Raw genomic sequence first — 14,533 nt, 5'->3', positions numbered from 1 at the left:
GAAAGCTTGCCAGCAGGCAATTCACCGGCTTCTACGGGGCGCATCACGCGCCCCGCTCCCGTCACCCGGCGAATGCTGCGAAGCGCAGCGAAAAATCGATTGCCGTGACGTTCTTGGTCAGCTTACCTAACGAAATACGGTCCACGCCAGTATCGGCAATGGTTCGCAGCGTCTCGTCGGTCACGCCGCCCGAGACTTCCAGCTCGGCGCGCCCCGCAGTGACACGGACAGCCTCGCGCATCGCCTCGACCGGGAAATTGTCGAGCAGAATCGCCGTGGCGCCCGCCGCCAACGCTTCGTTCAATTCAGCGAGCGTCTCCACCTCGACCTGCACGGGCACACCAGCGCCCAAGGCTCGAGCGGCGTGAAGCGTCGATGCAATGCCGCCGCCTGCCGCGATGTGGTTTTCCTTGATGAGGATGCCGTCGTACAGCCCGCGACGATGGTTTTCCCCGCCGCCGATACGCACTGCGTACTTTTGCGCGAGGCGCAAGCCGGGAAGCGTTTTTCGCGTGTCGAGAATCCGTGCGGACGTGCCTTCCACGATCCGCGTCATCGCGCGGGTTTCGGTGGCAACGCCGGAAAGCAACTGAATGAAGTTGAGTGCGGTGCGCTCGGCGGTGAGCATCCCGCGCGCCGGGCCAGCGATCCGGCAGACGGCCTGTCCTTCGCGCATCGGTTCGCCTTCGCCGACAAACCATTCAATCGTGATGCGCGGGTCGACCTGCCGGAGTGTTTCGTCGAACCACGGCCTGCCGCACAGCAGGGCAGGCTCGCGCACGGTCAAGAGCGCTTCGGCCGACGTGCCGGGGTCGATCAGCAGCGACGTCCAGTCGGCCTCGCCGACATCTTCCGCGAGCGCATCGCGGACGTTGCGCGTCATCGCCGCGCGGGTCATTCCATCCATTCCAGATCCGTATTTTTTGAGCGGGGAAAGCAGCAGGCCATTGCATGCTGTCGTGCCTGCCGTGGAACGGCACGCCCGCCAATATTATTAGATCTTTAATTAAATTTCCATTCGGGAATGATCTGGAACGCCGTGCCTCAATCGATTTCTTCTCCGCGCGCCGCGATCAGATGGCCCACTTCCCGCGTCGAAGGGATGCGCAGCGCCGGGTCGTCCGACTCGGATTCGTCGCGTGCCATGTTCTCGATGATCGTCAGCAGAACCTTCCGCGCGACGTTGATCTCGGTGGCTTTCAGGCCCCTGACGCTGATTTCGTTGACTTCTTCCGCGAGCGGGACGAGCTTGTTTTTCAGGCTCCGGCCGCGCGGCGTGAGATAGACGTGCGTGTTCTTGCGATTGCCGGGCGCATAGCGGCGCTCGACGTACCCGAGCTTTTCCATTGCCGACACCGCGCTAAACGTGGTGGGCGTGGTGGTGCCGGTCTCGTCGCTGAGTTCCTTCTGCGTGAGTCCGTCGTTGACCCACAGCACGCGCAGAAACGCCCAGTGGCCGAACGAGACTTCATGCTGCGCCAGACGCATTTGCAGACCGCGAATCATCGCGCGGCCCGCATCCTTGACCAGGTGAGCAAGACGATCGTCCGGCACCGCCTCGCGCCAGTGCCGCAGGATGGGGTCCTCGCTCGCGACCCCGCCCTTGCCCGAAGTACGTGCTGCTGCCATACCTTCCTCGCCGTTATTGTGACCAGACTGGTGACAATCATAGCGCTTTAGACGGAGCGAGAGGCGCTGGGCCGCAGCGCCCGGGCAGCTCAGAAAGCGTGACGAATGCCCACGGTCACGCCCGTCTGGTCCATGCCAGGCGCGATGTCCACGCCCGTGCCCCGAATGCCGACATCGGAAAACGAACGATTGGCGACATATGCGCCTTCCGCGTACACGTCGGTGCGTTTGGAGAGCGAGTAGTCGACGAGCAATACCCCCATCGTCGGGCCGCCGTGCGGATTGCGAAACTGCGTGTGATAAACGCTCGCGGATACGGCAAGCGGCGCATTCACCCTCCAGGTCACGCCGCCCCAATAGAGCAGCGAGCTCGGCGGCACATCCGTGTTGCGCGTGTTCAGCCAGCGCAGGCCGGCCAGCGTCGTGACCGGCCCGAGGTCGTACGACACGCCGAGCAATGCGCGCTGCTGTGCGTTGCTCTGCGTCGCGATCGAGGTGCCCTGCAACTGGTCGTACGTCAAGCCGATGCTGAACGGCCCGCGATCATACAGGATCGCCGCGCTCATTTCGCGGCCCACCTTCGTTGCGCCGGGCACGCTCCCGCCGTTCGGAATCGTCGCGTCAAACCCGGTGCTGTACAGGGCCGCGAATGTCACGTCGCCGAGGTGCACGCCATAGCGCACCGAGTTGTCCGCGCGGTTCACGAACTGGCTGTCCATGCTTTGCGCGGAATAGCTCGGGTTGAAGGTCAGCGCGTCATACTTGTACATCAGCTCGTAGAACAGGTTCTGGTGACGTCCGAGCGTGAGCGTGCCGTACGGCGTCGCGAGACCAACGAATGCCTTGCGGCCGAACAGCCGCCCGCTCTGGCCGAGCGCACCGGTGTTCACGTTGAACCCGCCCTCCAGCGTAAACACGGCCTTGTAGCCGCCGCCGAGATCCTCCGTGCCCTTGAGCCCCCAGCGCGATCCGGCGAGATTGCCCGACTGTTCCCGGATCACCGAACCCGTCTGCGTACCCTGGGGCACGCGGTTGACATACTCGACGCCCGCGTCGACGATGCCGTAGAGCGTGATCGAACTTTGTGCATGGGCCGCCGTGCAGGCGAGCGTCAGCAACCCGCAGCAGGCGAGCGGCAGTGTGTGTCTCTTCATTTTCATCTGTATTTGGTATTACTAATTATATTGGATGTATTGTTATCTCTTTCGCGCATCCGGCAGGCGCCGGATGCGCGACGGCACGAACGACCGCCGCAAAAGGTCAGATCTTGAATCGCTCGAGGCTGGCCGGGTGGAACAGTTCGGCAGGCTGCAGGCGACGGCTCGACAAGCCCTCGGCATAGTGCTGCGCGAGGAAGCGGTCGATCACGTGCTCGTTGTTCGCGAATCCGTAAGACCAGAAGTCGTGTCCCATCAGACGCCGCGCATTGCGTAACTGGTCCTCGATGAACGGCAGCGTCACCTTGGTCGCCGACGTGTCGCTCAAACGGGCCAGCGCCACTTCTTTCGATTGCTCGAACGCCTTCGCGATCGCGCCGGGCAGCCACGGATGCTGCTCCGCCAGCGTCCTGCGGATGCCCAGCGTGTGCATGATCGGAAAGAGCTTTCTGCGCTCGTACCATTCGGCCGCGCGCTGTTGCGGATCGTCGAAGAGGTACTTGACCTGGGGATGCCCGCGCTCGAAGCACGACGGCGCGCGCGGCCCGATCACGCCGTCGATCTCGCCGTCGGCCAGCAGGCTGGAGATCGTCTGCCCTTCGGGGGCGTTTTCCAGCACGACACCTTCGGGCAGCTTGAGCGCGATCTTCTCCACGCGCGTCGGGTCCTCGTAGCCGCCCCGTACCCAGCGGATATCCGACGCCTTCACGCCGTATTCCTCTTCGAGAAAGAGCCGCACCCATACATTGGCCGTAAGCTGGTATTCCGGCACGCCGATGCGTTTGCCCTTCAGGTCCTCGGGCCGGTCGATCCCCCGGTCGGAACGCACGTAGATGGAGCTGTGCCGGAACGCGCGCGAGGGGAACACCGGCACGGCAATGTAGGGCGACGTTCCCGCAGCCGTCTTCACCGAATAGCTGCTGAGCGAAAGCTCGCAAATATCGTAGTCCGCGTGCCGGAAGGCGCGAAAGAAAATCTCCTCGGGGTCCTGCAGCATGAATACGGGATCGACGCCGTCGATCTGGACGTCGCCGTCGATCAGCGGCCGCATCCGGTCGTAGTTGCCCACGGCGATGGAAAGTTGAAGCTTGCTCATTCCTGCTCCTGTTTGACTATCGAAATGCCGTCCGGCGCGTGCGTCGTCACGCGCCGGACTACTGTGCCTGCCGCTCGCGCGGCACGCCGAAGAAGACGGCAACGCCGCCGATGAAAACGAGCGCCGCGACCAGCAGGATGCCGGCCGAGAAGCTGCCGGTCACGCTCTTCACCCAGCCGAGGACGATTGGCGCGAAGAAGGCGCCCACCTGGCCGAGACTGCTGATCACGCCGATGCCGCCGGCGGCGGCCGCGCCCTTGAGGTAGCTCGGCGGAATGGTCCAGATAATGGCCGCAGCCGCGAAATAGCTAAGCGCAACGAGACTCAGGCACGCGATGGCGGCAACGGAGTTGTGCGTCAGAACCGTCAGGAGCACCGCGCCCGTTGCGCCGGCTGTCGTCGACAGCACGAAGTGCCAGCGGCGCTCGAGCCGCAGGTCGGAACTGCGCGCGATCAGCAGCATGGCAACGGCGCCGACGATATATGGCAGCGCGGACAGGAAGCCGATCTGCAACAGGTTGGAAACGCCGGCCTGTTTGATGATCGTGGGCGTCCAGTAGTTAAGGATGGTTCCGCAAATGGGCACCGTGGCCCAGCCCGCAGCGATCACGTACACGCGCGGGTCGCGCAGCGCGGCGAGCAGCGTGCCCGGCGAGTTATGCGGCTTGCTGCGGCCTTCCTCGTCCAGCGCGCCAACGACAATGCGCTTTTGATCCTCGGTCAGCCACCTCGCGTCTTGCGGCCGGTCGACCAGATAGAAGTAAGCGACGACACCGGCAATCACGGCCGGCACGCCTTCCAGGAAGAACAGCCACTGCCAGTTGCGAAAGCCCCAGACGCCCATGAAGTTTTGCAGGATGTACCCGGAAAGCGGGCCGCCGACGATCCCCGCAACCGCGATCGCCAGCAGGAACCGCGACGTGATACGAGCGCGGCGCTTCGATGGATACCAGTACGAGAGATAGAGGATAATGCCGGGCCAAAAGCCTGCTTCGGCCGCGCCGAGGAGCGTCCGGGCGAGATAGAACTGCCATGGAGCGGTCATGAACGCCATGGCGGTGGAGATGGCGCCCCACAGCAGCATGATCCGCGTGACGGTCTTGCGCGCGCCAATGCGCCGCAGCAACAGCGTGCTCGGCACTTCGAGCAGGATGTAGCCGATAAAAAACAGACTTACGCCGAGCCCGTACGCCGCGTCGCTCAACCCGAGATCGTGCTTGAGCTGCAGCTGCGCGAAGCTGACGTTGACTCGATCGAGATAATTGAGGACCCAGCAAAGGAAGAGAAAGCTCATTAACCTGAGCGTGATCTTGCGATAAGTCGCCTCCTCCGCCTCCGAGCCGGCTACGGCGGACAGGGATAGATCCCCGGAGTGCAACGTTGAATGTGCCATGACTGAATGTCTCCGAATTTCACTCTGGATACCGGCCGGAACAGGGTTCCTCTAACCGCATAATTAGAGCTCTAATATTCAGGTTACGGCGGCTTTATGTCGCTGACAAGCACGGGTTTATACCGAGAGCAAATCGCTTTTCTTGACTTGCGTCATTAGATATCTAGTAATAACATGCGGTCCATATGACACAACACAAAACCGGATCGCCGGAAGGAGATAGAGATGGCGCCCCCCCAGGAAGACGGTTTTCTTCGTTTGAAGATCTCGAACAAGGAGAAGATCGCCCGTGACATCTGGTGCTTTGAACTGACCGACCCGCAAGGCGCGCCGTTGCCGCCATTCGACGCGGGCGCGAATTTGACCGTCGTGACGCCCAACGGCTCGCGACGCAGTTATTCGCTGTGCAATGACTCGCAGGAGCGCAATCGCTACGTCATCGCGGTCAAGCGTGACAGCAGCGGACGCGGCGGCTCGATGAGTTTCATCGACGATACGGCCGTGGGCGACGACGTGGATGTCTCCTTGCCCCGCAACGAGTTTCCCCTCGATGAGCGCGCAAAGTCGTTCATTCTCGTTGCAGGCGGTATCGGTATCACGCCGATGCTGTCCATGGCGCGGCAGTTGCGAGCAGAGGGCCTGCGCACGTTCAAGCTGTACTACCTCGCCCGCGATCCGGAAGGCACGGCGTTCTTCGACGAACTGGGCAGCGATGCATGGCATCCGGACGTGAAGATTCATCACGATTACGGCGACCCGTCGAAAGCATTCGACTTCTGGCCCGTGTTCGAGAAGTCGAAGCCGGCACAACACGTGTACTGCTGCGGCCCGCAGGCGCTGATGGACACCGTGCGGGACATGACCGGCCACTGGCCTTCGGGCACCGTTCACTTCGAGAGCTTCGGTGCCGGCCATGCGAATGCGCGCGAAAATACGCCGTTTACTGTGCGGCTTTCGCGCAGCGGCACGTCGTTCGACATTCCCGCCGATCGCTCGATCCTCGAGGTGCTGCGCGACGCGAACGTGCGCGTGCCGAGTTCGTGCGAAAGCGGCACCTGCGGCTCGTGCAAGACAGCCTTGTGCTCAGGGGAGGCGGATCATCGGGATCTCGTGCTGCGCGACGACGAGAAAGAAACGCAGATCATGGTCTGCGTGTCGCGCGCCAGATCGGCGGAGCTGGTTCTCGATCTTTGAGTTCGCAAAGGCGGGCGCGAGTGCATCGATCGCGAAAGCAAAAAAAGCGTCGAGCACGATGCTGGGCTTTCGTGCCGCAGTACGACCACCCATGGTTTTGCTCACCGGGCGGCATGCCGAAACAGCAGGAGTAATTGAACATGACCGACCAAACTGCTCCCCGAACGCCACCGGCAAGAGACACCGGTGCCCCGGCTCCGCTCAGCGACAACAGCCTTGTCTGGAGCGACGCTCGACTACTCGGCTTCACGCCGATGGACGACGTTCACAAGGAGTTCTATACAGCCGCGCTGCGGCTGGTGACGTGCACGGACACGACGGCCGCAACAGCGCTAGACCAGTTCGAACAGCATGCAGTTAGCCATTTCGAGCAGGAAGACGAGTGGATGCGAGCGACGAACTTCCCGCCGCGCAACTGCCACATCGAAGAACATGCGGCAGTGCTGAAGTCGGTCTGTGATGTGAAGACCGCGGTCGCAGAAGGACGGGCCGGCGCGCAACTCGCACGAGATCTGGGCCTGCGCCTTTTCGAGTGGTTTCCCGGTCACGCGGACTACCTGGACTCGGCGCTGGCAGCATGGATGACGAAGCAGACGATGGGCGGCAAGCCTGTCGTGTTCAGGCGATCTCTTTCAAATCTGATCGATACGGATTCCCCGGCGGCCGATCATTAAATCCCGGTAGCAGTCGTCGGCCATGCGAGGTCGCTACCACCGAATACGGACGCCGCCAATTCCGCCGACGCCGTGATCCGTCTGCCCGCCAAGTTTCGTGACGTAGCTTACCGACAGATAAGTGGCAATATTCTTTGTCCACTTTGTTGTTACGCCACCGCGCAGTTCGAGCGACGTACTGCCAAGCGACGTGGCGAGGTTCGTGCCGTCGAACGCCACGTTTGAGGTCGCCGTAAAGTTATGCCAGACATCGGCACTGATGAACGATTGCCACGGCATACCGTGGATGAGCGTGTTGTTCTCCAGTCTTAGCCCCAGGCGGCCGGTGAACGCGTCGAAATTGCGATAGTCGATCGACGAATACTGGTCGGCGGTATTGTCGAAGTTGATGTGCTGCCAGACAATCTGCCCCTGCGGTTCGAGGGCCCAGCTATCGTTGAGGCGGAACGGAATACCGCTTTCGAGCGACACTGCAAACGCATTGCCGTCAGTTCCCGCACCTGTTCCCATATTCGATTCGGCATTCCCCTTGAGCCGCGTGTACATCGCCACGGCATCCAGGTACCAGCGGTTCGGCCCCATGTGGGTCCAGTAAAGACCGAGACTGTCTCCCTGGAGATCGAGGGTGCCTGAGCGGTTGCCTTCGATTGCCAGCGTGTTGCCGTACACCGTCCCATGCGTCTCGGTGTGCGCGTAGAACAGGCCCGCGCGATCCTCGTTGCCCCGGTCGTCGTGGCGGGTGTACGCATCGGTACCCACCTGCACTCCCCACATGTTGCTGCTGATCTGCGGGGACAACTGGTAGCCGATGCCGGAGATCGTTGAACGCCATCGCTGGTCACGTCCGTCGCCCAGTGCCCGTACCCATACACTGCCGGGATTTCCATAGCCATCCAGCAGAGCCTGATCGCCGCGGCGTTCGTGGAACGTGCCGATGGTGTCCAGACCCATCTGCTGCGCTATGCCGGGCATGAGGACGTAACCCGGGATTTCGGGGCGAATCAGCGGTGTGACGGGCGGCGATGCGTTCTCCACTGGTGGAGTGCCGGCAGGCGGCTGCCCGCTGCCCGGAGGTGTTTCCCCTGGCGGAGTGGTCTGCCCCGGAGGAGTGGTCTGCCCCGGTGGCGTTGTTTGTCCCGGCGAGGTTGTTTGCTCAGGCGGGGGCGTCTGTCCAGGCGGGGGCGTCCCCCCCGGCGGCGACACCGGCGGCGGATCAATGGGCGGTGGAGCGGGCGGCGGCGGCGCCGGCAGCGGGGGCGTCGGAATGGCTGGCGCCGACGGCAGCGGAGCCGGCAGCGTGGTTACCGGGGACGGCGGCGCGGGCGCAGGCAGAAGCGGCACGGCAGGAACGGCCGGAACCGGCGCAGGCAATGTGACAGCGGGGACCGGTGGGGGCGGCGGGGCCGGCGCCGGCAACGTCGTTATTGGCACCGCCGGATTTGGTACGCTCGAACGGAGGAACCAGTCGTTGTCATTGGCGGCGTTGGCGGTCACGCCGCCACGAAACAGCTGATATTCGTATGCGCCGGCCGCCACGCGGCTACCGAGCGTAAACGCGCCGGACGTTGTTGCAGCGCCGTCAACAGCGTCCACCACCCGGATACCATCGCTCGTGGTCATGGCGCCGAGACCGTTCAGATTGGTTACGTTCAGCGTCGTTGATCCCGACGCTGTCGGCACGGCTGTCGCCGTCGAATTCTTCTGGATGACGAGCTGATCGGACGGTGAGTTGTCGGTACCGAGCACCGTTTGCAGGTTGAGATTCCCGTTCTGCCCGGTGTAGTTGCCGTAAATCACGAACCGGTCGGTTGCCGTCGCCGGACCGTTGGTCAGGTCGATAGTCCCCGCGTTGGCGACGCTGACAAGCGCGCTCGGGTTCCACGGCCGGACGGATTGTGTGCCGTTCCCTGAAAATACGGTGCTGCTGCCGTCGATGGAAAGCGTGCCCGTTCCCGTTCCAGCGTCACCGAGGGTCAGCGCGGCGTAGTTCTTGAACGTCAGTTGCGAATGAAAGTTGAGCGCGATGCTTTCCCACTGGGTGAGTTGGGACACGTCGAGGCCGTCATTACCATTTTGCGAGTTTTGAAAAACGAGGCGGTCGGTGCCTGGTCCACCATCGACAAGCAGTCCAGGGACCAAGTTGGCCGAAGTCAGATTGGTGAGCAACGCATAGTCGTTACCGTCGCCCATCCGGACACCCGCCACGATCTTGCCGCCTTGCCAGGCGAGGGTGTCATTGCCTGCGCCTGCCTGAAAGTCCGAACTGATCGTGCCGCCAAATATGACCGCGAGATCGTTGCCGTCGCCGAGGTTGACCGTACAGCAGATGGTGCCGCCGAACATGGCGAATATGTCGTTGCCGCCGCCCATGTTGACGGCGCCATTGGTCTGCGCCCGGTTGGCAAACAGGTCGTTACCGGCCCCGAGATTGACGGCGCCGTTGATTACGCCGGCGTTGTCGATGCTGTTGTACGCGTTGCCAGTGCTGTTGACGCCATTGATGACGCCGTTGACCCGGTTGGTGATCGTGTTGTCGTACTGGTTGGACGCCGTATGCCCGTTGGAGAACGCAAGCCCCTGATTGAACAGCCCGTCGTTGTCGACGGTGTTGGTGGGTCCGGAGAGCGTTAGCTGGTTGATCGCCGCGCCCGTCCGGTTGATGACCGTGTTCGACGTCGTCGCATTCAGTGTGACGGAAGTGTTGAGCACACCGGAGTTGTCGACCTGGTTCGTGGCGCCCGACATGGTTACGTTGTTGACCGAGCGCCCGGCGCGGACAATCAGGTTGTTGGACCCGGTCCCTGTAACCGACAGGGCGGTTCCGCCAAACGTACCGTTCTGGTCGAACGTGAAATCGCCATTGCGGGTGACAGTAATGTTGCCGTTGATCTGGCCGTTGTTCTGGAAGCTGAGCGTCGTCAGGTTGTCGATGACCACTGGCCCGTTGATTGTTGCGCCAGGCTGAACGGTGACAGTCACGTTCGGCCCCGGGGGCGGCGGAGGCACGATGGTCAGGCCGGTGGAACTGCCCGAACAGCTCACCGTGCTGGCGTCGGTGGCCGCGCATTGCGCAAACGCCTGCTTGCCGGGCAGTAAAAGGAGAACAACGACCAGTATGGCCGCGACTCCCCAAACACATTGCTGTTGTGGTGAATTACCGTCAATCGCCCAGTACGTCATGAGTTCACCGCCTCCGTACACGCAGCTTGCAGGAAAACACCTACGTCATCTTGGTCCCATGCATGTTCTGTGACGACGACCACTATAGGTGAGGCGGAAAGTGATTACAAAGTGTTGCGAATCGTTGCCGCCGCCGGGCGCGCGCAAACATCTTTCAATTGCCGCTTCGGCGCTGAAAACGGCCGTTCATGGGCTGTCGGTGCCTGTCGCTTTGGCCGCCCCTGCCCGCCGGTGTGGACCGCCATCGATCGTTCCGCATCGGACCGTAGCCGCCCCTCCCGGCCATGCGTTACGCTGACCGACCAGGGCCGTTTCCCGAGGTAGCACAGGCATTCCCGCGCGCTCTTGATCAGTCGCGCGAGCAACTGCTCAAACACTCGTCGGCGTTGTGAGCGCAGTGGTGCCGATATGTTTTTCCTCTACGTGAGCGCACAAGCCAATGGTCGGGAAGCCGTACCTTGCGTCAATGCGGATGCGTCGGAATAGGCTTTGGACGGGGTTGAAGCCAGGCGCGCCGAGTGGCCCTCCAGCAATTCGTCTTCGCGGACGACTGCGCTCCCTTGCTGGCTTCAGCGCCGATCACGCCGGTTAGCCGCCGCACGGTTTCGTGCAACGCCCGCCAAGCGCTGCGCCACCAGGGTGCGCCGCGTCCGCCCCCGCACTGCCGCGGTGCGCCACGCGGTGCGCGCCGCGCGTTCCCTCGGTGCGCCGACATCCCCTTCCAGCAAGGCTTCGCGCCCGGCGCGGAAACTGGCACATAGCTTGCTGAATCACCATGCGCAGCTATGGCGCGCAACGCACCGGAGGGCAGCATGCCGCCCTCCAGTCCGGCGCGCAGACGCCGGGCTCGACCACAAAGAACCGATCAACCGTCGAAGACTGCATGCCGACGATCACCGAATCCCCATGCTGCGCGTATTGCTCGTAACCGACACCGACAAACCCATCGGCGACCTGCGCGACGCGCTCGCGAAGCTCGGCTACGGCATGCTCGCCGAGCCTGCCACGCCGCAGGCGCTGCATCGCGTGGTCGAGCGCGAGCGGCCGGACGTCATCATCATCGACACCGAATCACCCTCGCGCGACACGCTCGAACAGCTCGCGGTGATGAACGCGACCGCGCCGCGCCCCGTGCTCATGTTCAGCCACGACGCCAACCAGCAGTTGATCCGCTCGGCCGTCAACGCAGGCGTGACCGCTTATCTCGTGGAAGGGCTCGCGAGCGAACGCATCGCGCCGATTCTCGAAGTCGCGCTCGCGCGCTTCGCACAGGAGGCGCAGTTGCGCGAGCGCCTCACGCAGGCCGAAAACGAACTGGCCGAGCGCAAGCTGATCGACCGCGCGAAGCGCCTGCTGATGGAGCAGCAGAAGATGACCGAGCCCGCCGCCTACGCGGCGCTGCGCAAGCGCGCGATGAACCAGAGCCTGAAGCTCGCCGAGGTCGCCCGCCAGATCGTCGCGGCCAGCGCTGCCGAGGAGCGAAACGAATGAGCACGAACGATGCGCCGAACATGAACACCGCCACTTTCGCCGCGCCCGAGAAGACCCATCTGAAGATCGGCTTCGTGCCGCTCGCCGACGCCGCGCCGCTCGTCGCCGCGAAGCTGCTCGAATTCGGCCATGCGCACGGGCTCACGCTCGAACTCTCGCGCCAGCCCTCGTGGGCCGCGCTGCGCGACAAGCTGCTTGCCGGCGAGCTGGACGCCGCACATTCGCTCTACGGGCTCGTCTATGGCGTGCAGCTCGGCCTCGGAGGCCCGCAAACCGACATGGCCGTGCTGATGGTGCTCAACCGCAACGGCCAGGCGATTTCGCTCTCGAACCGTCTCGCCGATGCGCTCGCGAAGCACGGCACGCTGCCGCGCGCGCTCGCGACGCTGGATCGCAAGCCCGTGTTCGCGCAGACGTTTCCCACCGGCACGCACGCGATGTGGCTGTACTACTGGCTCGCCTCGCAAGGCGTGCATCCGTTGCATGACATCGAGAGCGTGGTCATTCCGCCGCCGCAAATGGTGGCCGCGCTCGCCGAAGACCGCCTCGACGGCCTGTGCGCAGGCGAGCCGTGGCCGGGACTCGCCCAGCAGCGCGGCGTGGGACGCACGATCGTCCGCAGCGGCGAAATCTGGCCCGATCATCCAGAGAAGGTGCTCGCGTGCCGACGCGATTTCGTGTCGCGCTATCCGCAGACGGCGCGCGCGCTCGTGCAGACGATGCTCGAAGCGTGCCGCTGGCTCGACGGCGAGGGCAATCGCCGGGAGATCGCCCAGTGGCTCGCGCGGCCGGAAATGCTGGGCGTCGATGCCGGATTGATCGCCGCGTGCCTCGAAGCCGAAGCCGGTCCGGGCGCGCCGGGCATGAAGTTCTTCGAGGAAGGCGCGGTGAACTATCCGCGAGCGTCGGAGGGCGTGTGGTTTCTTACGCAGTTCGAACGATGGGGCATGCTCGCGCGCCGCGACGACTATCGCGAGATTGCACAGGGGCTGAACCAGACGGCGTCATATCGCGAAGCGGCGGAAGCGATGGGGATAGCCGTGCCGGGCGAGGCGCCCAGCGCGCCGTTCGTCGATGGCCGCATCTGGGACGGGCAGGACGTGGCGGGGTATCTGGAAGGGTTCGCCATCAAGGCGTAGCCTGGCGCCGCTCGCGCGTGCGGCCGGCGCAGGCGGGCCAGGCTGCGTGCGTCATCGCTATTGGCGGTGCAGCGCAGCCGGCCCCGCTCAGCGCGTTACTTCACGACGACCTGCGTATGCCCGACCACAGGCGGCTTTTCGAAATACGGGCCGACGAGGCGCCGCCACTCCTGGAAGTCCGCCGACTCGCGAAAGTGCACCATGTGGTCCTCGACGGTATCCCACTGCACCACGAGCACATACTGGTTCGGCTCTTCCACGCCGCGCTGCAGCTCCACGCCGCGGCAGCCGCGCGCGCGGTGAAATAGCGGCAGCGCCTGCGCAACGCCCGCTTCGAATTCGGCGTTCTTGCCCACGCTCACCGTGATATGCGCCATTTCGTAGACCATCCTGTTCTCCTTGTGATTCGCTTCGATCCGTCAATGCGTTCAGTTCATGTTCAGGCGTTCGACCACCTCGTCCGCGATCGCGAGCGAAGCCGTCAGCCCTGGTGACTCGATGCCGTAGAGGTTCACGAGCCCGCTCACGCCGTGCCCGCGCGCGTCCTGGATCATGAAGTCGCCGTCGCCATGCCCGTCGCCGCGCCTGCCGCCGGCGGCAAGCTTCGGGCGGATGCCAGCATAACCCGGTTGCAGCGCGCCGTCAGGCAGTGCGGGCCAGTAACGGCGAATTGCCTCGTAAAATGTCGCCGCGCGGCCCGGGTCGACGGTGTAATCGATCGTGTCGATCCATTCCACGTCGGGACCGAAGCGCGCCTGGCGTCCGAGGTCGATCGTCAGATGCACGCCCAGCCCGCCCTCTTCGGGAACCGGATAGATGAGCCGCGCAAACGGCGCCGCGCCGGCCAGCGAATAGTAATTGCCCTTCGCATAGCGGCCCGGCGCGATCGACTCCGAGGGCACGCCCTCGATCGATGCCGCCACCTGCTGCGCATAGAGGCCTGCGCTGTTCACCACGCGCTTTGCGAGCAGTTCCATCGGTTCGTCGCCGCCGACCTCGAGCAGCGTCGGTTCACCCGGCCTCACCGCGCCGCCCGTGACCGGCGAGCGCAACGCGAGCATGCCGCCCGCCGCTTCGAAGTCGCCCTGCAGCGCGAGCATCAAGCCGTGGCTGTCGACAATGCCCGTGGACGGCGATTCGAGCGCGGCCACGCAATCGAGCGCCGGCTCCTTTGCGCGCGCCTCGTCGCGCTCCAGCCAGCGCAGGTCGTCCACGCCGTTGGCCGCCGCCGCGGCGCCAATGGCCCGCAGCGCGTCGAGCTGACCTTCGTGCGTCGCGACGATGAGCTTGCCGCAACGGCTGTATTCCACGCCCTTCTCTTCGCAGCAGGCGTAAAGCTTGTGCTTGCCTTGCACGCACAGGCGCGCCTTCAGCGAGCCCTGCGGATAGTAGATGCCCGCGTGAATCACTTCGCTGTTGCGCGAACTCGTGCCCGTGCCAATGGCGTTCTCCGCCTCGACGAGGACGGTCTCCCAGCCCTGCTGCGCACACGCGCGCGCAACCGCGAGACCGACCACGCCGGCACCGATCACGACGCAATCCACCGTGTCCGTCATGAAACTTCCTTTCTCGTCACGCGA

Annotated in this window: 12 protein-coding genes; 4 read left to right on the top strand and 8 right to left on the bottom strand. The window is 63.9% G+C overall.

From position 1 onward, the window contains the following. Positions 1-61: 61 nt before the first annotated feature. The 5 genes from nadC to BLU17_RS09905 form a co-directional block, all read right to left on the bottom strand. Complete coding sequence (gene nadC / locus BLU17_RS09925; RefSeq protein ID WP_091996556.1) at positions 62-907, bottom strand: carboxylating nicotinate-nucleotide diphosphorylase; 846 nt, start codon at positions 905-907, stop codon at positions 62-64. A gap of 137 nt (positions 908-1,044) precedes the next feature. Then, complete coding sequence (locus tag BLU17_RS09920) at positions 1,045-1,629, bottom strand: MarR family winged helix-turn-helix transcriptional regulator (RefSeq protein WP_091996555.1); 585 nt, start codon at positions 1,627-1,629, stop codon at positions 1,045-1,047. Between the two features lie 89 nt (positions 1,630-1,718). After that, a complete protein-coding gene (locus BLU17_RS09915) occupies positions 1,719-2,789 on the bottom strand; it encodes a porin (protein WP_091996554.1) in 1,071 nt (356 codons plus the stop codon). Positions 2,790-2,889: 100 nt separating this feature from the next. Beyond that, positions 2,890-3,882, bottom strand: a complete 993-nt coding sequence (locus tag BLU17_RS09910; RefSeq protein WP_091996553.1) for a PhnD/SsuA/transferrin family substrate-binding protein — start codon at positions 3,880-3,882, stop codon at positions 2,890-2,892. 58 nt (positions 3,883-3,940) lie between these two features. Next, the gene (locus tag BLU17_RS09905; protein ID WP_091996552.1) at positions 3,941-5,275 is read right to left on the bottom strand and encodes an MFS transporter; all 1,335 of its coding nucleotides are present in this window, start codon (positions 5,273-5,275) and stop codon (positions 3,941-3,943) included. Positions 5,276-5,500: 225 nt separating this feature from the next. Here BLU17_RS09905 and BLU17_RS09900 point away from each other — a divergent pair, with 225 nt between their 5' ends. Both BLU17_RS09900 and BLU17_RS09895 read left to right on the top strand, forming a co-directional pair. Next, positions 5,501-6,469, top strand: a complete 969-nt coding sequence (locus BLU17_RS09900) for a PDR/VanB family oxidoreductase (RefSeq protein WP_091996551.1) — start codon at positions 5,501-5,503, stop codon at positions 6,467-6,469. Between the two features lie 140 nt (positions 6,470-6,609). Next, positions 6,610-7,143: a bacteriohemerythrin gene (locus BLU17_RS09895; protein ID WP_091996550.1), complete on the top strand. Its 534-nt coding sequence runs from the start codon at positions 6,610-6,612 to the stop codon at positions 7,141-7,143. Between the two features lie 33 nt (positions 7,144-7,176). Here the strand turns inward: BLU17_RS09895 and BLU17_RS09890 are convergent, their stop codons facing one another. Beyond that, a complete protein-coding gene (locus BLU17_RS09890) occupies positions 7,177-10,323 on the bottom strand; it encodes an autotransporter family protein (RefSeq protein ID WP_091996549.1) in 3,147 nt (1,048 codons plus the stop codon). Positions 10,324-11,229: 906 nt separating this feature from the next. On the opposite strand from BLU17_RS09890, the gene BLU17_RS09885 reads away from it, so the two are divergent. Further along, the gene (locus tag BLU17_RS09885; protein ID WP_091996548.1) at positions 11,230-11,814 is read left to right on the top strand and encodes an ANTAR domain-containing response regulator; all 585 of its coding nucleotides are present in this window, start codon (positions 11,230-11,232) and stop codon (positions 11,812-11,814) included. After that, complete coding sequence (locus BLU17_RS09880; protein ID WP_091996547.1) at positions 11,811-12,953, top strand: CmpA/NrtA family ABC transporter substrate-binding protein; 1,143 nt, start codon at positions 11,811-11,813, stop codon at positions 12,951-12,953. The genes BLU17_RS09885 and BLU17_RS09880 overlap by 4 nt, the downstream gene beginning before the upstream one ends. A gap of 95 nt (positions 12,954-13,048) precedes the next feature. Here BLU17_RS09880 and BLU17_RS09875 read toward each other — a convergent pair whose 3' ends face one another. Continuing rightward, complete coding sequence (locus tag BLU17_RS09875) at positions 13,049-13,342, bottom strand: antibiotic biosynthesis monooxygenase family protein (protein WP_176928994.1); 294 nt, start codon at positions 13,340-13,342, stop codon at positions 13,049-13,051. A 39-nt stretch (positions 13,343-13,381) separates the two neighbouring features. After that, positions 13,382-14,509 carry an NAD(P)/FAD-dependent oxidoreductase gene (locus BLU17_RS09870; RefSeq protein ID WP_091996546.1) on the bottom strand — a complete coding sequence of 376 codons (1,128 nt, stop codon included), beginning with the start codon at positions 14,507-14,509 and terminating at the stop codon, positions 13,382-13,384. Positions 14,510-14,533: the final 24 nt, after the last annotated feature.

Source organism: Paraburkholderia lycopersici (genome assembly GCF_900096975.1).
Classification (GTDB): domain Bacteria; phylum Pseudomonadota; class Gammaproteobacteria; order Burkholderiales; family Burkholderiaceae; genus Paraburkholderia; species Paraburkholderia lycopersici.
This window is presented reverse-complemented; position numbering and strand designations above follow the sequence as displayed.

Excerpts from the sequence above, each read along its gene's own strand:
- BLU17_RS09880 (WP_091996547.1), top strand. The coding sequence starts at position 11,811 with ATGAGCACGAACGATGCGCCGAACATGAACACCGCCACTTTCGCCGCG.
- BLU17_RS09870 (WP_091996546.1), bottom strand. The coding sequence starts at position 14,509 with ATGACGGACACGGTGGATTGCGTCGTGATCGGTGCCGGCGTGGTCGGT.
- BLU17_RS09900 (WP_091996551.1), top strand. The coding sequence starts at position 5,501 with ATGGCGCCCCCCCAGGAAGACGGTTTTCTTCGTTTGAAGATCTCGAAC.
- BLU17_RS09920 (WP_091996555.1), bottom strand. The coding sequence starts at position 1,629 with ATGGCAGCAGCACGTACTTCGGGCAAGGGCGGGGTCGCGAGCGAGGAC.
- BLU17_RS09905 (WP_091996552.1), bottom strand. The coding sequence starts at position 5,275 with ATGGCACATTCAACGTTGCACTCCGGGGATCTATCCCTGTCCGCCGTA.
- BLU17_RS09875 (WP_176928994.1), bottom strand. The coding sequence starts at position 13,342 with ATGGTCTACGAAATGGCGCATATCACGGTGAGCGTGGGCAAGAACGCC.
- BLU17_RS09915 (WP_091996554.1), bottom strand. The coding sequence starts at position 2,789 with ATGAAAATGAAGAGACACACACTGCCGCTCGCCTGCTGCGGGTTGCTG.
- BLU17_RS09890 (WP_091996549.1), bottom strand. The coding sequence starts at position 10,323 with ATGACGTACTGGGCGATTGACGGTAATTCACCACAACAGCAATGTGTT.
- BLU17_RS09885 (WP_091996548.1), top strand. The coding sequence starts at position 11,230 with ATGCTGCGCGTATTGCTCGTAACCGACACCGACAAACCCATCGGCGAC.
- nadC (WP_091996556.1), bottom strand. The coding sequence starts at position 907 with ATGGATGGAATGACCCGCGCGGCGATGACGCGCAACGTCCGCGATGCG.
- BLU17_RS09910 (WP_091996553.1), bottom strand. The coding sequence starts at position 3,882 with ATGAGCAAGCTTCAACTTTCCATCGCCGTGGGCAACTACGACCGGATG.
- BLU17_RS09895 (WP_091996550.1), top strand. The coding sequence starts at position 6,610 with ATGACCGACCAAACTGCTCCCCGAACGCCACCGGCAAGAGACACCGGT.